Source organism: Muricauda sp. SCSIO 64092 (genome assembly GCF_023016285.1).
Lineage (GTDB): Bacteria > Bacteroidota > Bacteroidia > Flavobacteriales > Flavobacteriaceae > Croceivirga.
Genome location: NZ_CP095413.1, coordinates 5,008,751 through 5,025,714 on the forward strand (window position 1 = coordinate 5,008,751; position 16,964 = coordinate 5,025,714).

Sequence of the window (16,964 nt, forward strand, 5' to 3'; positions counted from 1 at the left end):
GTATCCAGTTCAATAAACCCATTTTCCAAGAAAATGCTGCCCTTTTGTACAGCGCCTGGTTCACATTTAATTTAGCAAAATGACTATTTCCATTGGTAATAGTGTCCCCTTGATGATTCTTTTTCAAAGTATGCTGTTTGCTGTTGTGCTCATATCTGACAGGGGCCCCAAGCGAATAAGCAATTACTACTTGGCCTTTTTTATGATGGTATTGGGTTTACAGTTTGTGGCCATTACTTTTGAGAATTTACGGATTGAATCCGATTTTGTGATTGCGGGGTATTGCGTCTATGGCTATATTTATGGGCCAGCATTATATCTTTATACGCGGTCGCTTGTATTTCGCTCTTTTCGGTTTCGCTTCAAACATGTATTGCATCTCATTCCAGCTGCGGTATTGATTTTTTTTGCTTTGCTTGGATATCATCCCTGTCAGACTTTTGGTGTTTTTCTATATGTAAGTCTAGTGATTTACGTTGCCATAACGATAAAGGAATTGGTTGGCTATCGAAAGATTGTTCGGGATACCCAATCCACTTCCGCCAAAACCGATTTAAAATGGTTGCAGTGGACTATCCTACTTTTCATCACGATTTTACTTTTGGACATTGCAGACCAGTTTTTATGGTCAATGCACCTTTGGTATGGTTTTTCCGTAATACACCTCAGTATTCTGTTTTTGGTTAATTGGATGTTTTATAAAGGGCTGCGACAACCACAGATTTTTTTGGGGATTACGGATAAGGAAGCGCTATTGATAAAAGAGAGGACAAGTGCTCCCCAGCCCGTCCCGACCGAAGCGGAACGTTCGGAATTGGAAAGGGTAAAGCAGTTCTTGCAAAACAGCCAAATCTTTTGCAATCCGGAACTTACGCTTACTGAATTGGCAGATACCTTAGCAATGACACCCCGAAAACTATCTTCACTCATCAACAATTATGAGCAACAGAACTTTGTCAGTTTTATAAATGCCTATAGGATTGAAATGGCAAAAGATCGCTTGAAAAATGTGACGGATAAGAATGAAACCATTCTTGAAGTTATGTATGCGGTGGGATTTAACTCCAAATCATCTTTCAATACACTTTTCAAACAACAAACCGGATGTACGCCTTCGGAGTTCAAAAAAAGACATGCCCAATAGCCGTTCGGTTTGTTCCCTATTGGAATTCAAACGGATTTTCGAAGCTAAAAAGCGTTCGGATTCATGCATACGAACGACTTGATCGATAAAAATATCGTGTTTTGAGGTCGTAACCTTTAATTCCGTTGTTTTGAAAAAATTGGTATATTTGATCGTAACCGGTCTTCTTTGCTGTTCTGGAATGCTGGCACAAAAACTGGTACAGATAAAGGGAAATGGATTCGGTACTTTTGGTGAGGTGACGCTTAAACAGTATAGCCCGGAAATTCTGGGGTATGAATCCCTGGAAACAAAAACCTTGAATGAAGACGGGCGTTTCAGCTTTCAAATTCCCTTTTTGGGCGACAATCTATTCGAGCTCAATTTCGATGAAAAAGAGATGGTACACTTATCCATACCAAGAGCGGGTAACATCACTGCTTCCCGTGTGAAAAACTCAATAAGTATTGAGGGATCTCCCAATTCTGTGGAAATGCAGGAATTTGCGAGGCGCAACGGGGCATTACAGGCCAAGCATTTTGGCGAATTAAAGGCAGCAATGGATAAAGCAATGAAAGCGGGGGATAAGGAAAGAATTGATGCGTTGCAACAGCAAGCGGCAGTGGCCCTTCAGAGTTTTCTGGTCGAGTTTCGAGAGCTGATTGTGAACATGGGAACGGATTCAGCAGGTTTTTATGCTTTACAATACACCGATTTCAACAAAGAGCGGGTGTTTGTGGAAGAACGGCTAAAAGCTTTTAAAAAAGAATCGCCCGGTACTGTTCCCACGCGGGCCCTGGAAAAATTGGTGAATCAGGCCAAGAGCACGGAAATAGGTGAAATACCCCCCGATTTTAAGGTTAGTGACAGGGCGGGCCATGAAGTCACCTTAAGCCAATTCAAGGGAAAGGTGCTACTTATCGACTTTTGGGCGCATTGGTGCAGGCCATGCAGGGTGGAGCATCCAAAAATTGCTTCGATATTGAAAAAATACCGTAACATGGGATTTCATGTATTGAGTATCACCCAAGACGTGGATAAAGTACAATGGGAAAAAGCCATAGCAAAGGATGGTATTGAGGATTTTCAACATGTTTTTGATAGTGGCAACAGAATCAATGACTTGTATAGCGTGTCTTCACTACCGCAAAATGTATTGCTCAATAGAGCGGGTAAGATTATTGCCAAAAACGTAAAGGCCGAAGCACTGGAACAAATCCTGGAAAATCTCCGATAAGGACAATCTCCCCTTTAGCATCATGTTTTTACTATTTTGTTGTTCGAATGTTTAGGGGAAAATTTACGTTTTAGCACCCATTTGACTTCCCAAATGTACCGGGGCATTTCCATTACTTGGTAAGCCCCTTTTTTATTTCTTTGATTTTGGCTATTTTGTTGGGAATTTACCACTAGCTAATTCTTCCCTATTATGAAACATTCCATCTTATTCACACTATTGTGGAGTCTTCTATGTGTCAACCCTGGATTCTCCCAAAACAAGAACTATGTCGATGCTTTAAAATCCTATGAATGGAGGGCTATTGGTCCCGCCAATATGGGAGGCCGGGTAACGGATATCGATGGTATCCCCGGAGATCCCAGTACATTCTATGTCTCCGGTGCTGATGGGGGTATCTTTAAGACCACCAACGGCGGAGTGCATTTTACTCCCATATTTGAGGGACAAAGGGCGTACTCCATTGGTGCGTTGACCATAGCTCCCTCCGATCATAATGTACTTTGGGTAGGTACAGGGGAAGGCGACCCCCGGAACAGTGTCGGCTATGGCTGGGGCGTGTATCGCTCGGTAGATGCCGGAAAAAGTTGGACGCATCTGGGCCTTAAAAAGACGGAAAGGATAAAAAGGATTGTTGTAGATCCCAATGATCCAGATGTGGCATGTGTTTGCGCCCTGGGCAAGGAATGGGGTCCCAATCCTGAGAGAGGGGTTTTTAAAACAACGGATGGCGGTAAAAATTGGAAAAAAATACTGTACATCGACGAAGACACGGGTTGTGCTGATATCGCCATGGAATTAAGCAATCCACGCATTATGTATGCCGGCATGTGGACGTTTCGGAGAAAGCCCTGGCGTTTTGACGATGGTGGGAAGGAAACCGCTATATACCGTACCATGGACGGTGGCGAGACCTGGAAAAAAATTATGGAGGGCCTTCCGGATAAACCTATGGCAAGACCTGGTATACACATCGCAAAAAGCCAACCCAACATCATCTATCTGATGACGGAATTCCAGGGAGGGGGGACTGCATTCCGGTCTGAAGATCGTGGAGATAATTGGGTAATGGTCAATGACGATCCCAACATCAACTTTCGTCCATTCTATTACAGTGATGTCCGGGTCGATCCCAACAATCCCGACATCCTTTTCTCAATCTCGGGCAGGCTTAGCCGGTCCAAGGATGGGGGCAAAACCTGGGAACGAATTGCCACCACGGTACACGGGGACCATCAAGCACTTTGGATTGACCCTACCAACTCCAACCATATTTTAAATGGTAGCGACGGAGGCTATCAGGTATCCTATGATGGAGGGGACAGTTGGGAGATTATCAACAATGTGGAATTATCACAGTTCTACCAGATTTTCATCGATAACAAGGACCCTTATAATGTATATGGGGGATTACAGGACAATGGTACATGGGTTGGCCCAAGCAATTCATTGTATTCAGCAGGAATACTAAAACGGCATTGGAAGGGACTTGCCTACGGTGACGGTTATTATGCCGTTCCCATCCCTGGAAGTGAGCATGAAGTGTATGCCAATCTTCAAGGAGGGGTGATCTTTCATGTAGATTCCCGTTTTGGCAACGTTCGTAACATCCATCCCTATCCAAAAATCATTGGATCTGCCGGGGATGCCATTGAAAATCACAAATATCGCTTTAACTGGGACGCCCCGATCGTCATTTCCCCACATGACCCCAATACGGTTTACACAGGAGGAAATGTTGTTTTCAAATCCACGGACCGTGGTCATTCCTGGGAGCAGATCAGTGAAGATCTTACTACCAATGATAAATCCAAACAAAGGACTTCGGGCGGGGAAATATATCAGGATAATACGGCGGCCGAATTCCACTGTACCATCCTTTACATCGATGAATCCCCTGTAGAAAAGGGCGTCATATGGGTCGGGACCGATGATGGTAATGTGCAATTGACCCGGGACGGGGGAGAAACCTGGACAAAACTCAACGATCGGATCAAAGGACTTCCAAAGTATGCCTGGGTTTCCAAAATCCATGCCTCGGAACATGACGGGGGCACGGCCTTTGTTACCGTGGACCACCATAGAATGGATGACTTCCGCCCGTATGCCTTTATGACCACCGATTATGGCCGAACATGGACCAAGATAACCGAAGGTCTCCCTCAGGACGATTATGTAAAAGTTGTTCGACAGGACCCTATTAATCCAAACCTATTGTATGCGGGTATGGAGCATGGTATCTATGCGAGTTGGGACAAAGGTCGGTCATGGGCCAAAATCAATAATAACCTGCCGAATGTCTCCGTTAGGGATCTTCGCATCCAGCCCAGGGATCGTGATTTGATTGTGGGTACCCATGGAAGGGGAGCCTGGATATTGGACGATATCCGACCCATTCAGGAGATGGCCGATACCGAAGGGAAATCTTCCCATCTTTTTCCCGTACGTAGGGCTACCCTATGGCATATGTTTTGGCGAATTGAAAACCTGGGTGATCGTCATTACAAAGCAAAAAATCCGGATTACGGAGCGAATATCAACTTCTATCTTGCCAATAGTGAAAAGACAACCGCCACTTTGGAAATCGTTGATGCCGCCGGAGATGTCATCAGAACGTTGAAAGATTCCACCGTGACCGCAGGGGTAAATCGAATGGTTTGGGATTTGGGACATGAGGCGGCAACAAAGATGAAAGGTGCCAATGGTGGTGGTGGCTTCTTTTCGGGACCCATGTATCCGTATGTGTCACCAGGCACCTACACGGCCCGCTTAAAGGTAAACGGCGAGGTGTTGGAAACGCCCATTTTGGTTCGGTCGGATCCAAGAATGGATTTGGAACAAGAGGCTTACGAAGCAAAAACTAAACTACTGCTTGAACTTCGAACACTGTTGTCACAAACGAATACGATGATCAATAATACCAATACCTATAGCACCCAATTAAAGGAGTTGAAGAAAAAACTGGACGAAAGAAAAGGTCCGGATGTGGACCAGTCATTGTTTGATGCTATCGAGAGTGCCTTGAAGAACATTTCAGCTATACAAGATGATATTTTGAAAAGGCCGCCCCCGTCCATGACCTATCGACAACGACCAAGACTTCGGGAAGAGATCCGTTCATTGATGCGGGCAGTAAATGGCGCAACGGCCAAACCTACCCAACCTCAGGTTTCAAGGTTGGCACAATTGAAGGAAGAGGTCAGTGAAGCTTCGGGGAAATTGAATAAGATCATTACTACGGATATCAAAGGAATCAATGCAAAGACTGAAAACATCCCACAGATTTCCGTTGGAAGAAAATGAAAACGATCAAGGTATGTTCCGAAGATCTTTGCTCTAGTAGGAATACGTTCTTGGCTGATTGGAGGACGTATTGGATGCAAAATTTTGGCTAAGGTTACCATAGTAGCACATTATAAATTAGTAGTAATGCGTGTTGTTTTAGTTTTTATAGTATTGGGTTGTTCCGTATTGGTCGGGTGCGACAATGGGGAGAAAGCGGAATTGGCTTTTGAAGTTAAAACCTTTACCCCCAATGATTTGACGTACCCAAATGAAGCAGTTGAAATTCCAGGGGCGTTACCAAAACGTTTTATCGAAAATCATTTTGTGCCTTGGTCAAGGACTCCTGAGGAATTATTGGATTCTTTGGCCACTTTTCCAGGAAAGGATTTGACCTATTTGGAAAAATATGCAAATGATGAGGAGTGGTACGGTGAGAACAAGAAGCCCCATACCAATTGGCAACGGGAAGAAGTTGTACAAAATGTAGATACCGAGGGTTTTCCCAATTTTCTTCAAAAAGGAATTGTAATAGCACATACTGATTTGCGAAGAATTCCAACAAACCGTCCAGGCTTTGACAAGTATTCGAAGGCAGGGGAGGGGTATCCATTCGATTATTTTCAAGAAACCGCATTGTGGGCCAATACCCCCATATTAATCGTTCATACCTCAAAAGATAACCAATGGTGCTACGTTATCAGTGGGTATTACAAGGGTTGGGTGGCCATGCATGATGTGGCCATTGTCGATGAAGATTTTATGGAACAGTGGTCTTCAGTAGCCTACGGTATGCCCTTGTCAGATCAGGTGAATTTAAAGCACCCGGTTTCCAATTATGCCATAAATGCCAAAATGGGCATGGTACTGCCCTTTGAAGAAACTTCCCATAATCCCGATACGGTTTTGGCCTACTATGCCAATGCAGATGAAAATCAAAATGCACGGATTTTAAAGGCAGAAGTGGATAGAAGTATGCTTGCTTTGGGCAATTTCAAGTTCAATGAAACCAATCTTAAACAGTTGGTTTCCAACTTGGTGGGAAGACCTTATGGCTGGGGAGGCTATTTAGGGAACCGGGATTGCTCTTCCATGATCCGTGATTTGTTGGGCACTTATAAAATATGGCTACCCAGGGATTCCAAAGACCAGATAGCGGTAGGACAGCGATATGACTTTCCGGACAATACCGATGAAAAAATAAGGTTGATCAAAGAAAAGGGGATACCTTTTTTGACCATTTTGAGAAAAAAAGGACACAATATGTTATATGTTGGCGACGCTCCCAATGGTGAACCTTTGATCCTCCATGCCATTTGGGGATTAAAAACGTCCTATTCCAATGAACAACTGGCCAATTTTTTGGAGCGGTACCCCATAGAGGGAATACACCAAGCAGATGACGGAAAACTAAAAGGAAGACATATCATAGGGGAAGCCGTTATAACTTCGGTAACCATTGGTGCAGGAAATCACAATAGCACCATTCCCTTAATTGATGGGATATACGCTATGACCACTATTCTGGAAAATTGACGAAGCGTTTGTATTTAAATCCTATACAATATCAGATGGAATTCGAAGGGGTTGCCACCCCTAATGTGTCCAAAGAAATATTTTTTAAAAAAGTTCTTCTGCGCGATTCCATGGCTTTTTTACTTTCAACTAAGAGCCTGTTTGGGAGTTTGTGATTGGAATTGTTATAGGCCATTTTTGTTCGGAACGAGGCAAAATTTTTGTGCATAGCCATAGTTATGGACTAAAATTTTAACAATGTGCCGTGCAAAAAGGGACATTAGAAAACAATTGACAAATTCCCAAACAGGCTCTAAAACTGCTTTAAAAACGTAACCTTACTTATGGTCTGGGTACTTCGTTGCACGGGGTCAAACATATCTGTTTGGGTATCATTAAAAACGATATAAATGAACGATAGAGGCATATATTCCCAACTGAACCGGATGTTCCAACGGCCTTGTTCATCAAAGCTGTTGTATTGGTAGAAAGTGGATAGCTGTACCCTTGGATTTAAGGCCAATCGCAAACTTCCCGTATATAGATCCGTATTGAGATCCTCAGAGAGCATTCCAACGCCGTTAATGTTGTTATGTTCATAGTCGGCAGTGAGGGAAACATGGGGTAGGGGAGCATAGCGTAAACCTGCAATTACCGTATTTCGTGTGCCGTTGTAAAAATTTCCGAAGTCAAACCGAATGGAACCCGATAGCTTCTTGGACCGGTCGGAATTATATCTGACCAAATATCGTGTGTAACTGTAATCCCCCTCTTCAATTTCCAGGCCCAAGGGAGCAAAATCAAAATTGATGTTTTGCCAGGTAGGAGTGAAGGAGGCCTCAAGAAAACTATTGTCCTTAAACCAGGTATATATGGGGAAAATATAGAGGTTGGACTGCTGAAAGTTTCCAAAGTCCTCAAAATCATGAAAGTAGTTAAAGAAAACTCCGGGATCCCAACGTCGTACAAAAGGAAGCCATTTAGGTCTTACAATGGCATAACCTCCGGGACTGTGGAGCACCACATCTTTCTGGAATACAAACCCCATACCTGGCGTGTAATCGGCACTGACAATATCGGAGATATACCCCAAGTAATACTTATTGGTCGTTGATGTTGCCACCAATCTTCCCGCAAAACCGGTATCTCCGGTTTCACTGTCCAATGATGTTGATAATAGATAGGTCAACGTAATGTCCGGTTTTGGACGAATCAATCCATCAACCGAAATGGTGGTATTGTTTTGATTTTCCAGCCCCAAATCCCCGAACGAATCATCCAACCGATAGGTGACCATGGCCCCAATATTGTTTTCCTTACCATAGTTTTGGGTATAACGGGCCACCCCAAACGTGCTGCCAGGGCTATCATCGGTTTCCCGTTGCCGGACCGCCAAGGCCGCAATGGTGCGATTTTCATTACGATCGGTATAGCGTACTCCGGCATCCAGGGGGGCCGGAGCTGCGTTGAATGCATTCGAAAGACCAATGGTTCGACTAAAGAAAGGCCTTACCCGGGAGTTGCCTCCACCGGCCCAAATACCGGAATTTTCCAAAAAGAACTGTCTACGTTCGGGAAAGAAGATGTTGAATCGTTCCAAGTTATTCACCGCCCTATCCACATCGGCCTGGGCAAAATCAGTATTGATGGTCAAATCGAGAACGGCATTGGGACTAATGGCCCATTTCACGTCGCCACCCACTTTTGGTTCGTTTAAACGATCCGTTAGCACACTCCCTTCCTTGTTTTCATCATACTGGTACAGTGCATAAGGTTCTATACGAATATTGGCGGAAGGTGGCGGCACCTCCAGACCTGTAAGTTTGGCGGCATAGATCATCCGGTTTTCCGAAAACGATTGGGGTATGGCCGGAAAAACCGTTTTTTCAAAGTCCTTTCGGGCCAATCGAAAGAACGTAATTCCCCATTCCACGGGAACACCTTCCATGGGTTTGTCATATCGAATTGATTTGAAGGGAATGGCAAATTCCGCATAATACCCCTTATCCGTTCTTTGGGTACGTACACGCCATAAAGCGTTCCAATCCTCATCCCTGTTGTTGTCATTAAAATTCTGAACATCTTGTTGGTTCCCATACGGGGTTGTTTGAAAGGAAACGGCGTATTGTTTGGTGTTTTGGGCGTCGATCTGGATTCCAAAGACATCATTTTCGAGGCCATTGAAATCCCTACTTAAATCCTGCATTCGGATGCCTTTTTTGCCTAGGGAATCCCGTGCAAACACTCCAAAATAAAGGTTTTTATCATCATACAGAATACGCACTTCCGTCGGATTTTTAATGGTATCACCTTGAACCGGTTCCACGCGAAAGAAATTGGTGATAGGTTCTGCTCCATCCCAGTCCGATTCATCCAATCGTCCATCTATGGTAATTACACCTATGGTTTTGAAAGCCCTAATGGTTACGGGTGTTTCCGGAGGGGGAAAATTGTCGGTTTCCTTTTCTTGTGCTCGAATACAAACACCTATTAGCAAAAAGATGAAAAAGAATGCCCCTTTCATTTTATCCCTGGTTTAAAATGCCCATATCCTTTGTGTTCCTAGAAACCAAAAACCCCAGGCCAAACAATCCGACAGCCATGCCCAAAAGTAGGAGTATGGCGCTTAGCCTACTTTGGCTTTTTTGGGTGTAGGTAAAACTGGGCAAATTGGGATAATCCTTTTGCGAAAAGTTTTGATTGTTGTACAAAAAGGGCATAAAATGTTCTCGCCAGGTTCCGGCAAAGGCTACCACCTGCCTTCTAAAGTTTTCGTAATCCTGGGTGGAAGTACCGGCCATATGGTTCAGGGATTCCTGCGCTATAATGGCTGGGGAGATCCACTTGAAACGACCTATCCAATGTTGCTGTTTTTGTAATTGTTCCTCATAAGCGTTTACCAAAGGGGACAGTTCTTCCTTGACCAATTTTTGGGAAGCCATATAGCGATGGTAGAACCCCCTGGATTGGGTGGTGTCATTTATGGCATACTCGGGATGGTCCCTTAGGAAATTGTCCAATATCTCATCCTGTTTTTTGGTGACCTCTGCCTTTAAACTCCGCATTTCATTGATCATTAAGGTACGTGAGGGCATGGGATAGATCGTATTGCCCAATTGGTTCAATACCGAGGGGACCAACAACACAAAAACTACCCATAGACCAAGCATGGCAACGGCATTTTTGGCCGAACTTCCTACCCATAGGTTTACCAAAAACGCCAAGGCAAACCAAAAGAGCATATATACCAGAATAAGACCCAAAAGCCCAAAAAAGAGGGGCATCCCAGTAAAAGGATTGAGGCCCAAAGTGAGAAAAACAATAATCAACGCGGCAATGACCAATACCGATAGCCAGAAAAAGCGTAGCCCCAGTTTTTGGAGCACCCAGTTTTGAATCCCTATGGGCTGTGCAGCCAAGAGTCGGAGTGAACCGCTCTCCTTTTCGGAGGAAAGTACGTTGTAGGAAAAAGCAATGATGAGCAAGGGAAGGAGGTAAATAATGACAAAGGCCAAATCGAAACTTCCAAATAGCAGTTGCACCGGACTGGTCATCTCGGCAAAGTTGAGGGCAAAATCGTCCCCGGATACCGTAGGTTTTACGTAGTGGGTAAACAAATCTGCCTGCCCTGTGGAAACAAAGGACATGGATTGGGGTTCCATGGCCGCTACCCTTGGATGGTAGTTGCCCACTGCCATGGGGCTAGTGGGGATGGTCCATGGTGAGGCGCTTACTTCCATTCCCCGTTCCACCGAGTCCAGGAGTTTCAACATCATCACATCATTTTCCTTTACTTCTTCTTGGGCCGCAACAATATCATTTTGGCGCTTTTCCACTTTTTGCATGCCATTGTAGACGGAAAACCCAAAGAGCAATAAGAGTACAATGCTCAACAATTGGATCCAACGGCTGCGCAGCAACAGTTTTAATTCGTATTTAAAATTGTACGATAACATGGTCAAATGGTTTTAGAGGTGAATAACAAAAGTCCAAAAGAGGCCAATAACCAAATGCCCAGGATTCCTAGGTTGGAGCTATTTCTGGAAAGAATGGTATTCAATTCCGGCGGATTATACTCGAAGGCAGGTAATTCTTTCCATGTGGTGGCATCGGCCCGATAACTCCATTCGCCATAAGATGAGTTTACGGCAAAATTGTCGTTGAGAAATTTTTGGGTAGCGATGCGGTATGTTTCCGCAGCATCCGCAAAATCCCAATGCGTATCGTAGTCGGTATGGGCAATGGCCATACTCAAAAAACGAGTGGGCAAATAGGGTGAAATGGCTGCCAAACCTTTATATACCCTCGACTGTTGCGTATACTGTTCTTTTAGGTAGTTGTAATGCTTAAAATAGACCTCTGCCTGGTGTTCCTCACCCTTTTGCATGCGATAGCCATCAAAATTAAAGGGCAATTGGTGGAGGCTGTCCACACCGTATTCCCTTAAAACCTGTTCTTCCAGTAGTTTGGCCTCCTTGCTCCAGGGATTATGGCCATCCAGCCCCTCTTTTTTGTCCTTAAGGACGTTGGCCGCAAATTCCTGTCGCGTCGGATAGGGGTGTTTGGTTTCTGCAATATTACTGGCGGCCTTTGGTGCGGCCAAACACGTAATGATCCAAACGCATAAGGATACCACAAGGGAAATCCCCGATTTCTTTGTTCGGGACGAAATCAATAAAACAATATTGATGAAAATGATGTAATAGGCCATGTAAACCAGAAATAGCATCAGCAGGGAATTCCAACGAAAGACCCCAAAATCCGAAAGGTTGCCCAATAGCACCCCTGCCAATAGGAATACTACGGCCGTAATGCCAAAAATGGGCAGGAAAAGTGCGGCCCACTTTCCCATTAACCATTTCCAACCGGATATTCCCTGACTCTTTAACAAGGTTAGGGTTCCCATCTCCCGTTCTTTGGTAAAACTGTTATATCCCAAAAGAATAATGAGTAGGGGTATAATAAAGAGTAGGATAAAGTCTGGGGTCAGATCCCCAAAACGCGCTAATCCCGTTTGGTCCGCAGCTGCACTGAACTGGGCCTCATTTCGTTTGTGGGCCTCCAGAAATATGGAGGTGCCCGCATATTTGTCTACCCCTTGGTCGACCAGCGACAGTGGGTATTTCGGTTTAAAGGCATAGGTGCCGTAATGTGCTGCGGAATGGGGATTCTTTTCGCCCTGATTGTCCCATATGCCACGTTCGGCCGTTTTGGCCAAGGCGTACTGCCCATTTACATTTTGGTAATGCCGTGCACTGATCCATACGGCAACCCCCAATAGCGAAAGGACAATAATTATGGCAATGCGCACACGTCCATCGCGCAGCAATTCCTTGGTTTCTTTGAGAAAAGTTTTCGAAATCATGGTACCAGTTCTTTATATTCCATCGTGTTGAGATAGGCCTTTTCCAGTTCGGGAAGGGAAATAGCATCAGCAACAAATTGTTGTTTCAATTGACCATCTTTCATAATACCGATATGGGTAGCCACTTCCTTTGCCCTAAATAGGTCGTGTGTTGCCATGAGTGTGGCAACGCCCTTGGAACGCAGTTTTTGAAGAAGTAACCCAAATTCATTACTGGCCTTTGGATCCAGCCCAGAGGTAGGTTCGTCCAACAGCAATACTTTGGCATCCTTGGCCAACGCAATTGCTATGCCGACCTTTTGTCGCATTCCCTTTGAAAAAGTGGATATCCGGTTTTCAAAGGCTTCCTGCTCCAGACCGGCTTCTTCAAGAACTATTTTTAAATCTGACTTTGACAAGGTTTTCCCCGCGATTCCAGAAAAATAGTCCAGATTTTCCAAGGCGGTCAGGTTGGGATACAGCATCAGGTTTTCTGGGATATAGGCCAAAAACTGTTTGGTGGCCTTATTGTTTTCCTGCACATCCAACTGGTTGATAAAGGCACTGCCGGAGCTTGGGGGGATAAATCCCAAAAGCAAATTGATGGTAGTGGTCTTACCTGCACCGTTGGCCCCTAAAAGGCAATAGATCTCACCTTCCTTGACCTCGAGGTTGAGGTGGTCCAATGCGGTGTTCCCGCCATATTGTTTTGTAAGGTTATTTGTTATAATCATGATTTTAGAAATTTGAATACTACATTATACCACGCATAAAGTAATCCTATGGTGGATTACACATTTTGGTGCATCAGGGTTCAAGGGCTTCGCCTTGATGGGGTATATACTACCTTTAAAATGGCATAGGGGGATCCCTAAGGGAATGGGGCCCTTCAATTACTGCCTCAAAAGAATAGGTTCTGGCATGTATAACAAGAAAAGTGGGTACCACGATTGGCAGTATAATTGGGAGAAGCCAGAAGTAGGCCGTTTGCCCCAATAGTTTGGCGCATAGTTCGCAGGTAAAAGCGGTATCGCGAAGTTGGGTATGGTTATCGACATCCTCAATATGGGGATGCGATATGTGGGAGGTAAAGACATGGAGGGTATGGTATGACAACTGTACCAATAGCGCCGTTGCCAACAGTATTCCAAACCACTTTCTTGCCTTGTTGCCTCTCATGGGAAAAAGGGAGTGGAATACACTATTCCACCCCCGTTAATATATTTACCTAGGAACCATCCATTACTCGATGGTCAACGCAAAAGTTGCCGTAATATCGGTTTCCCCACCGGCACCTGCCACCGTTCCATCATTGGGTTTGGTGGGTTCATGAAGCAAGGTGACGTTCAATGTCCCATTACTTGCATCATTAGTGGTCAGGGTAAAATCTATACCCACAGGATTGGTTGTGGTAAAATTCTCCCCAGTGGCCTCGGACACATAGTCCGACTCATTGTCGGCATAGTCCGTTGTCGCATCAAGGCCCCCGCCAACAACAAAGAAGAATTGGTGCTCATCGGCTTCCCCTTCAATTTCCTCGTTTACCAGTTCCGCTGGCGATTCGGTGGTATTGAGCAACACTATAGTACCATCATAAATGGTAGCTGCTGCCAAATCCCCGGAAACGGTCAATACCGGTTCTATGGGCCCATCGTCACCATCTGCATCAAAGGAAACCAAGGTAATGTTCGTTCCCCCACCTTGCGGGGTAAGTGTAACGGTCATTGTGGTGATGACTTCCTCTTCATTAACCTCTTCCGGTGTATCGTCATCATCTGAACATGATGTGAATAAGATACCGGTTAAGGCAAGCATTGATAAGAATTTGATTGTTTTCATAACAAAAGATTAAGATTAATAATTGAGTTTTACTTGTAAAATGATATTTCTGCCCAAATCATCCGCAAAAAAGCGTTGACGGCTTAGATAGTCCCTGAATGACGTATCCATTATATTGTTTATTCTTAGTGAGGTTGTTAATTTGGTCGTCTTTCCCAATTGGAAACCAACTTTGGATTGCAACCCCAAAAGATGGTAGGCTTCTGGAGGGGTATTGATTTCCAAAAGCACATCTTGCTGTTGTTCCGGGGAAAAAACCGTGATATTATCGGGAAACTCGTTCTGCCGAAACACGTATTGGCTCTCCAGGGTCAGTTCAAAATTGTTCCATTCCGCTTTCGAAAAAGTGATGCTGTTCCTCAAATTTGCAGCTGGAATATTGATCAGTGCAATATCATTTTCAACATCGTTTCCTTTGACCAGGGAGAACTTGTGCCCACTTGTCCAATGGCTGGTCCAGTTGGCATAGGCCGAAAAATCAACGCCCAATAAACGCGCATCGGTCTGTCTGTATTCCCAAACAGGGAAGGCACCACGGATTGACAACTCCACTCCTGTGGGTTCCAATAGAATAAAGTCTTTTACCCAATTGGCGTAGGGTTCTATTGCAAAACCCCAATGGGCAAAATCGCGTTCCAAGGAGGCGGTTATTTTATGTGATGTTTCGTTGCCAATACGCAAGTCACCAAGCTCAATTCTAGCAGCGGAATGATGCAGGCCATCACTGAACAGTTCTGCCGGATTGGGTGCGCGTTGTGCCAGGGCATAGTTCACTCGTATAAGGTATTCATCTTTTAGAATGAACTTCGCACCCAAGGTGGAAGAGATATTATGGTAGTCGAAAACAGGATTTACCAATAACTGCGTTCCCCTGTTCTCTACGATCAGGTCTTGAAAGTCATTGTCATAACCCCGCTCTTCCCATCGGGAGGTCAGGTAGAACTTTTGGGCATCAATTCTATTGAAATCGTAACGAATACCGGCCTCTAGGTGCAAAGAATTATCAAAGCGGTATTCGCCCGTGATAAAAGTCCCAAAATCATATTTATCATAATCCGGAATCAACCGTCGCACACCGGTATCGGGATTGGCAAAATTTTCTTGATATCTCCCCATTAAACCAAAATGGAGTTCCGCATTTTCCTTGGCATCCCATTTAAAATCGGAAGTCAGGGTATGGGTGGTCAATTCCAGATCCAATGAGGCCCTATCGTCGCGATCTCCCCTTCGGATATCAAACTCAAACCTTCGGTTACTTTGAAAGTCGTATTGAAAGTTCAGTCTGCCGAGCCCTTCAAATCGATGATAGAATTTGAACTTTCCCAGATGGTGGGTCACATCTTGCTTGGGGTTTAACAGATCGTAGGTAAAAGGTCTTATGAACAGGGGTTCACCACTGTTTATTGCCCTGATCAAATCGTCGTTATTGCCAATATGGGATGCGCGTAAAATGCCAATCTCGGCATTATAATAGGAGTACCTAACGTCCCAACCCCAAATGAATTGATGTTTCCCGAACTTTAAGGACGTTCCAATTTCCCGAACCCCCGTATTGGAAAGGATATAATCTGGTGCTTCGCGATCTCCCAAGCGTTTGTATGACCCTTGGCCCCGGATAAAAAAACCTCCTTCAAAAGCGCGGATGAGTTCAGAGGAAATGCTGCCACCCCTACCATTGCTAATTCCGTTAAGCAGTGTTTTTCCATAGAGGGTATCCTTTTTGGGAACACGGGCCTGTTCCATAACTATAACCCCACCAATGGCATCACCACCGTACTGAAGTGCGGATGCCCCCTTGATTACGGATATGGTCCCTGCCGAATTGATATCGATATTGGGCGCATGTTCATCGCCCCATTCCATATCCTGCATGCGGACACCATCATTCATGATCAAAACCCTGCTGCCATTGAGTCCATGGATAATGGGCTTTACTATGTTTGCCCCGGTATTTAAAGACGAAATACCGGTAAGTTCTTGAAGGGCATCACCCAAACTGGCTGCACTGTAGATTTCCAAAGTTTCCAATTTCAACGATTCCTCCAGCGCGGAATTGGTCTTTTGACGTATGACATCACCCACAACGTTTACTTCTTCCAGTTCTTCCAAATGATGCTCCAATTTAATTTCCAGAACGGTATCGCCGTTTATGGTCACTGGAACAATGAGGGTTGCGCAAGCAGGATGGTTCACTTCCAATTCATAGACACCGTTACAAATACCATTAAAAGCAAAACTACCGTCCTTAGTACTATAGGTTCGGGTCTGTGTTCCAATAATCAGGATGGAAGCTCCTTCCAGAACGGTCTTATCATGGTAATCCACTACCGTGCCGGTTAAACGGGCTTCACAGTCTTGTGCAACGATATGTGTTAGAGTGCTGAAAAACAGCATATTGATCAATAAAATCCTCATGAAACTAATTTGCAATCCCCTTATGGGCAGGGTATGGTTCTATCTAGGCAATGGTATGGATAGTAGGAGGGGGCCTGGAAAATGGAAACTTGAATAGTGGTGCGGAAAAAATAGCAGTTTCGAAGTTCTTGGGTGGAAGTTCGACTATCAGTGTTGTTTTGCTGAAGGGTACTTCTAATTGTGGTGAAGTTAAAAACTCACCAATCTGA

General features: G+C 44.6%; 11 protein-coding genes. 4 read left to right on the plus strand and 7 right to left on the minus strand.

Annotated elements, in window-relative coordinates; translation table 11 throughout:
• Positions 1-79 precede the first annotated feature (79 nt).
• The 4 genes from L0P88_RS20785 (at position 80) to L0P88_RS20800 (ending at position 7,178) form a co-directional block, all read left to right on the plus strand.
• Positions 80-1,144, plus strand: coding sequence for a helix-turn-helix domain-containing protein (locus L0P88_RS20785; RefSeq protein WP_247131799.1), 1,065 nt, complete (start codon positions 80-82; stop codon positions 1,142-1,144).
• A gap of 130 nt (positions 1,145-1,274) precedes the next feature.
• Positions 1,275-2,360 (plus strand): TlpA family protein disulfide reductase, encoded by a 1,086-nt coding sequence (locus tag L0P88_RS20790; protein ID WP_247131800.1) that lies wholly within the window; start codon positions 1,275-1,277, stop codon positions 2,358-2,360.
• A 192-nt stretch (positions 2,361-2,552) separates the two neighbouring features.
• Entirely contained in the window at positions 2,553-5,663 is a 3,111-nt protein-coding gene (locus tag L0P88_RS20795) for a hypothetical protein (RefSeq protein ID WP_247131801.1), read from the plus strand.
• 126 nt (positions 5,664-5,789) lie between these two features.
• On the plus strand, positions 5,790-7,178 hold the full coding sequence (locus L0P88_RS20800) for an SH3 domain-containing C40 family peptidase (RefSeq protein WP_247131802.1): 1,389 nt from the start codon (positions 5,790-5,792) through the stop codon (positions 7,176-7,178).
• 292 nt (positions 7,179-7,470) lie between these two features.
• Here L0P88_RS20800 and L0P88_RS20805 read toward each other — a convergent pair whose 3' ends face one another.
• The 7 genes from L0P88_RS20805 to L0P88_RS20835 all read right to left on the minus strand — a co-directional run bounded on the left by L0P88_RS20805 (position 7,471) and on the right by L0P88_RS20835 (position 16,755).
• Positions 7,471-9,681 carry a carbohydrate binding family 9 domain-containing protein gene (locus tag L0P88_RS20805; protein ID WP_247131803.1) on the minus strand — a complete coding sequence of 737 codons (2,211 nt, stop codon included), beginning with the start codon at positions 9,679-9,681 and terminating at the stop codon, positions 7,471-7,473.
• A 1-nt stretch (position 9,682) separates the two neighbouring features.
• Entirely contained in the window at positions 9,683-11,113 is a 1,431-nt protein-coding gene (locus L0P88_RS20810) for a DUF3526 domain-containing protein (RefSeq protein WP_247131804.1), read from the minus strand.
• A gap of 2 nt (positions 11,114-11,115) precedes the next feature.
• On the minus strand, positions 11,116-12,522 hold the full coding sequence (locus L0P88_RS20815) for an ABC transporter permease (RefSeq protein WP_247131805.1): 1,407 nt from the start codon (positions 12,520-12,522) through the stop codon (positions 11,116-11,118).
• On the minus strand, positions 12,519-13,235 hold the full coding sequence (locus L0P88_RS20820; protein ID WP_247131806.1) for an ABC transporter ATP-binding protein: 717 nt from the start codon (positions 13,233-13,235) through the stop codon (positions 12,519-12,521). The genes L0P88_RS20815 and L0P88_RS20820 overlap by 4 nt, the downstream gene beginning before the upstream one ends.
• Positions 13,236-13,350: 115 nt before the next feature.
• Positions 13,351-13,680 (minus strand): hypothetical protein, encoded by a 330-nt coding sequence (locus tag L0P88_RS20825; protein ID WP_247131807.1) that lies wholly within the window; start codon positions 13,678-13,680, stop codon positions 13,351-13,353.
• 63 nt (positions 13,681-13,743) lie between these two features.
• Positions 13,744-14,340 carry a type 1 periplasmic binding fold superfamily protein gene (locus L0P88_RS20830; RefSeq protein ID WP_247131808.1) on the minus strand — a complete coding sequence of 199 codons (597 nt, stop codon included), beginning with the start codon at positions 14,338-14,340 and terminating at the stop codon, positions 13,744-13,746.
• 15 nt (positions 14,341-14,355) lie between these two features.
• The gene (locus L0P88_RS20835; RefSeq protein ID WP_247131809.1) at positions 14,356-16,755 is read right to left on the minus strand and encodes a TonB-dependent receptor domain-containing protein; all 2,400 of its coding nucleotides are present in this window, start codon (positions 16,753-16,755) and stop codon (positions 14,356-14,358) included.
• Positions 16,756-16,964 lie beyond the last annotated feature (209 nt).

What these genes read in the sequence shown, in the direction of transcription:
- L0P88_RS20815 (WP_247131805.1), bottom strand. Translation starts at nt 12,522, where the DNA reads ATGATTTCGAAAACTTTTCTCAAAGAAACCAAGGAATTGCTGCGCGAT.
- L0P88_RS20830 (WP_247131808.1), bottom strand. Translation starts at nt 14,340, where the DNA reads ATGAAAACAATCAAATTCTTATCAATGCTTGCCTTAACCGGTATCTTA.
- L0P88_RS20810 (WP_247131804.1), bottom strand. Translation starts at nt 11,113, where the DNA reads ATGTTATCGTACAATTTTAAATACGAATTAAAACTGTTGCTGCGCAGC.
- L0P88_RS20820 (WP_247131806.1), bottom strand. Translation starts at nt 13,235, where the DNA reads ATGATTATAACAAATAACCTTACAAAACAATATGGCGGGAACACCGCA.
- L0P88_RS20785 (WP_247131799.1), top strand. Translation starts at nt 80, where the DNA reads ATGACTATTTCCATTGGTAATAGTGTCCCCTTGATGATTCTTTTTCAA.
- L0P88_RS20825 (WP_247131807.1), bottom strand. Translation starts at nt 13,680, where the DNA reads ATGAGAGGCAACAAGGCAAGAAAGTGGTTTGGAATACTGTTGGCAACG.
- L0P88_RS20800 (WP_247131802.1), top strand. Translation starts at nt 5,790, where the DNA reads ATGCGTGTTGTTTTAGTTTTTATAGTATTGGGTTGTTCCGTATTGGTC.
- L0P88_RS20805 (WP_247131803.1), bottom strand. Translation starts at nt 9,681, where the DNA reads ATGAAAGGGGCATTCTTTTTCATCTTTTTGCTAATAGGTGTTTGTATT.
- L0P88_RS20795 (WP_247131801.1), top strand. Translation starts at nt 2,553, where the DNA reads ATGAAACATTCCATCTTATTCACACTATTGTGGAGTCTTCTATGTGTC.
- L0P88_RS20835 (WP_247131809.1), bottom strand. Translation starts at nt 16,755, where the DNA reads ATGAGGATTTTATTGATCAATATGCTGTTTTTCAGCACTCTAACACAT.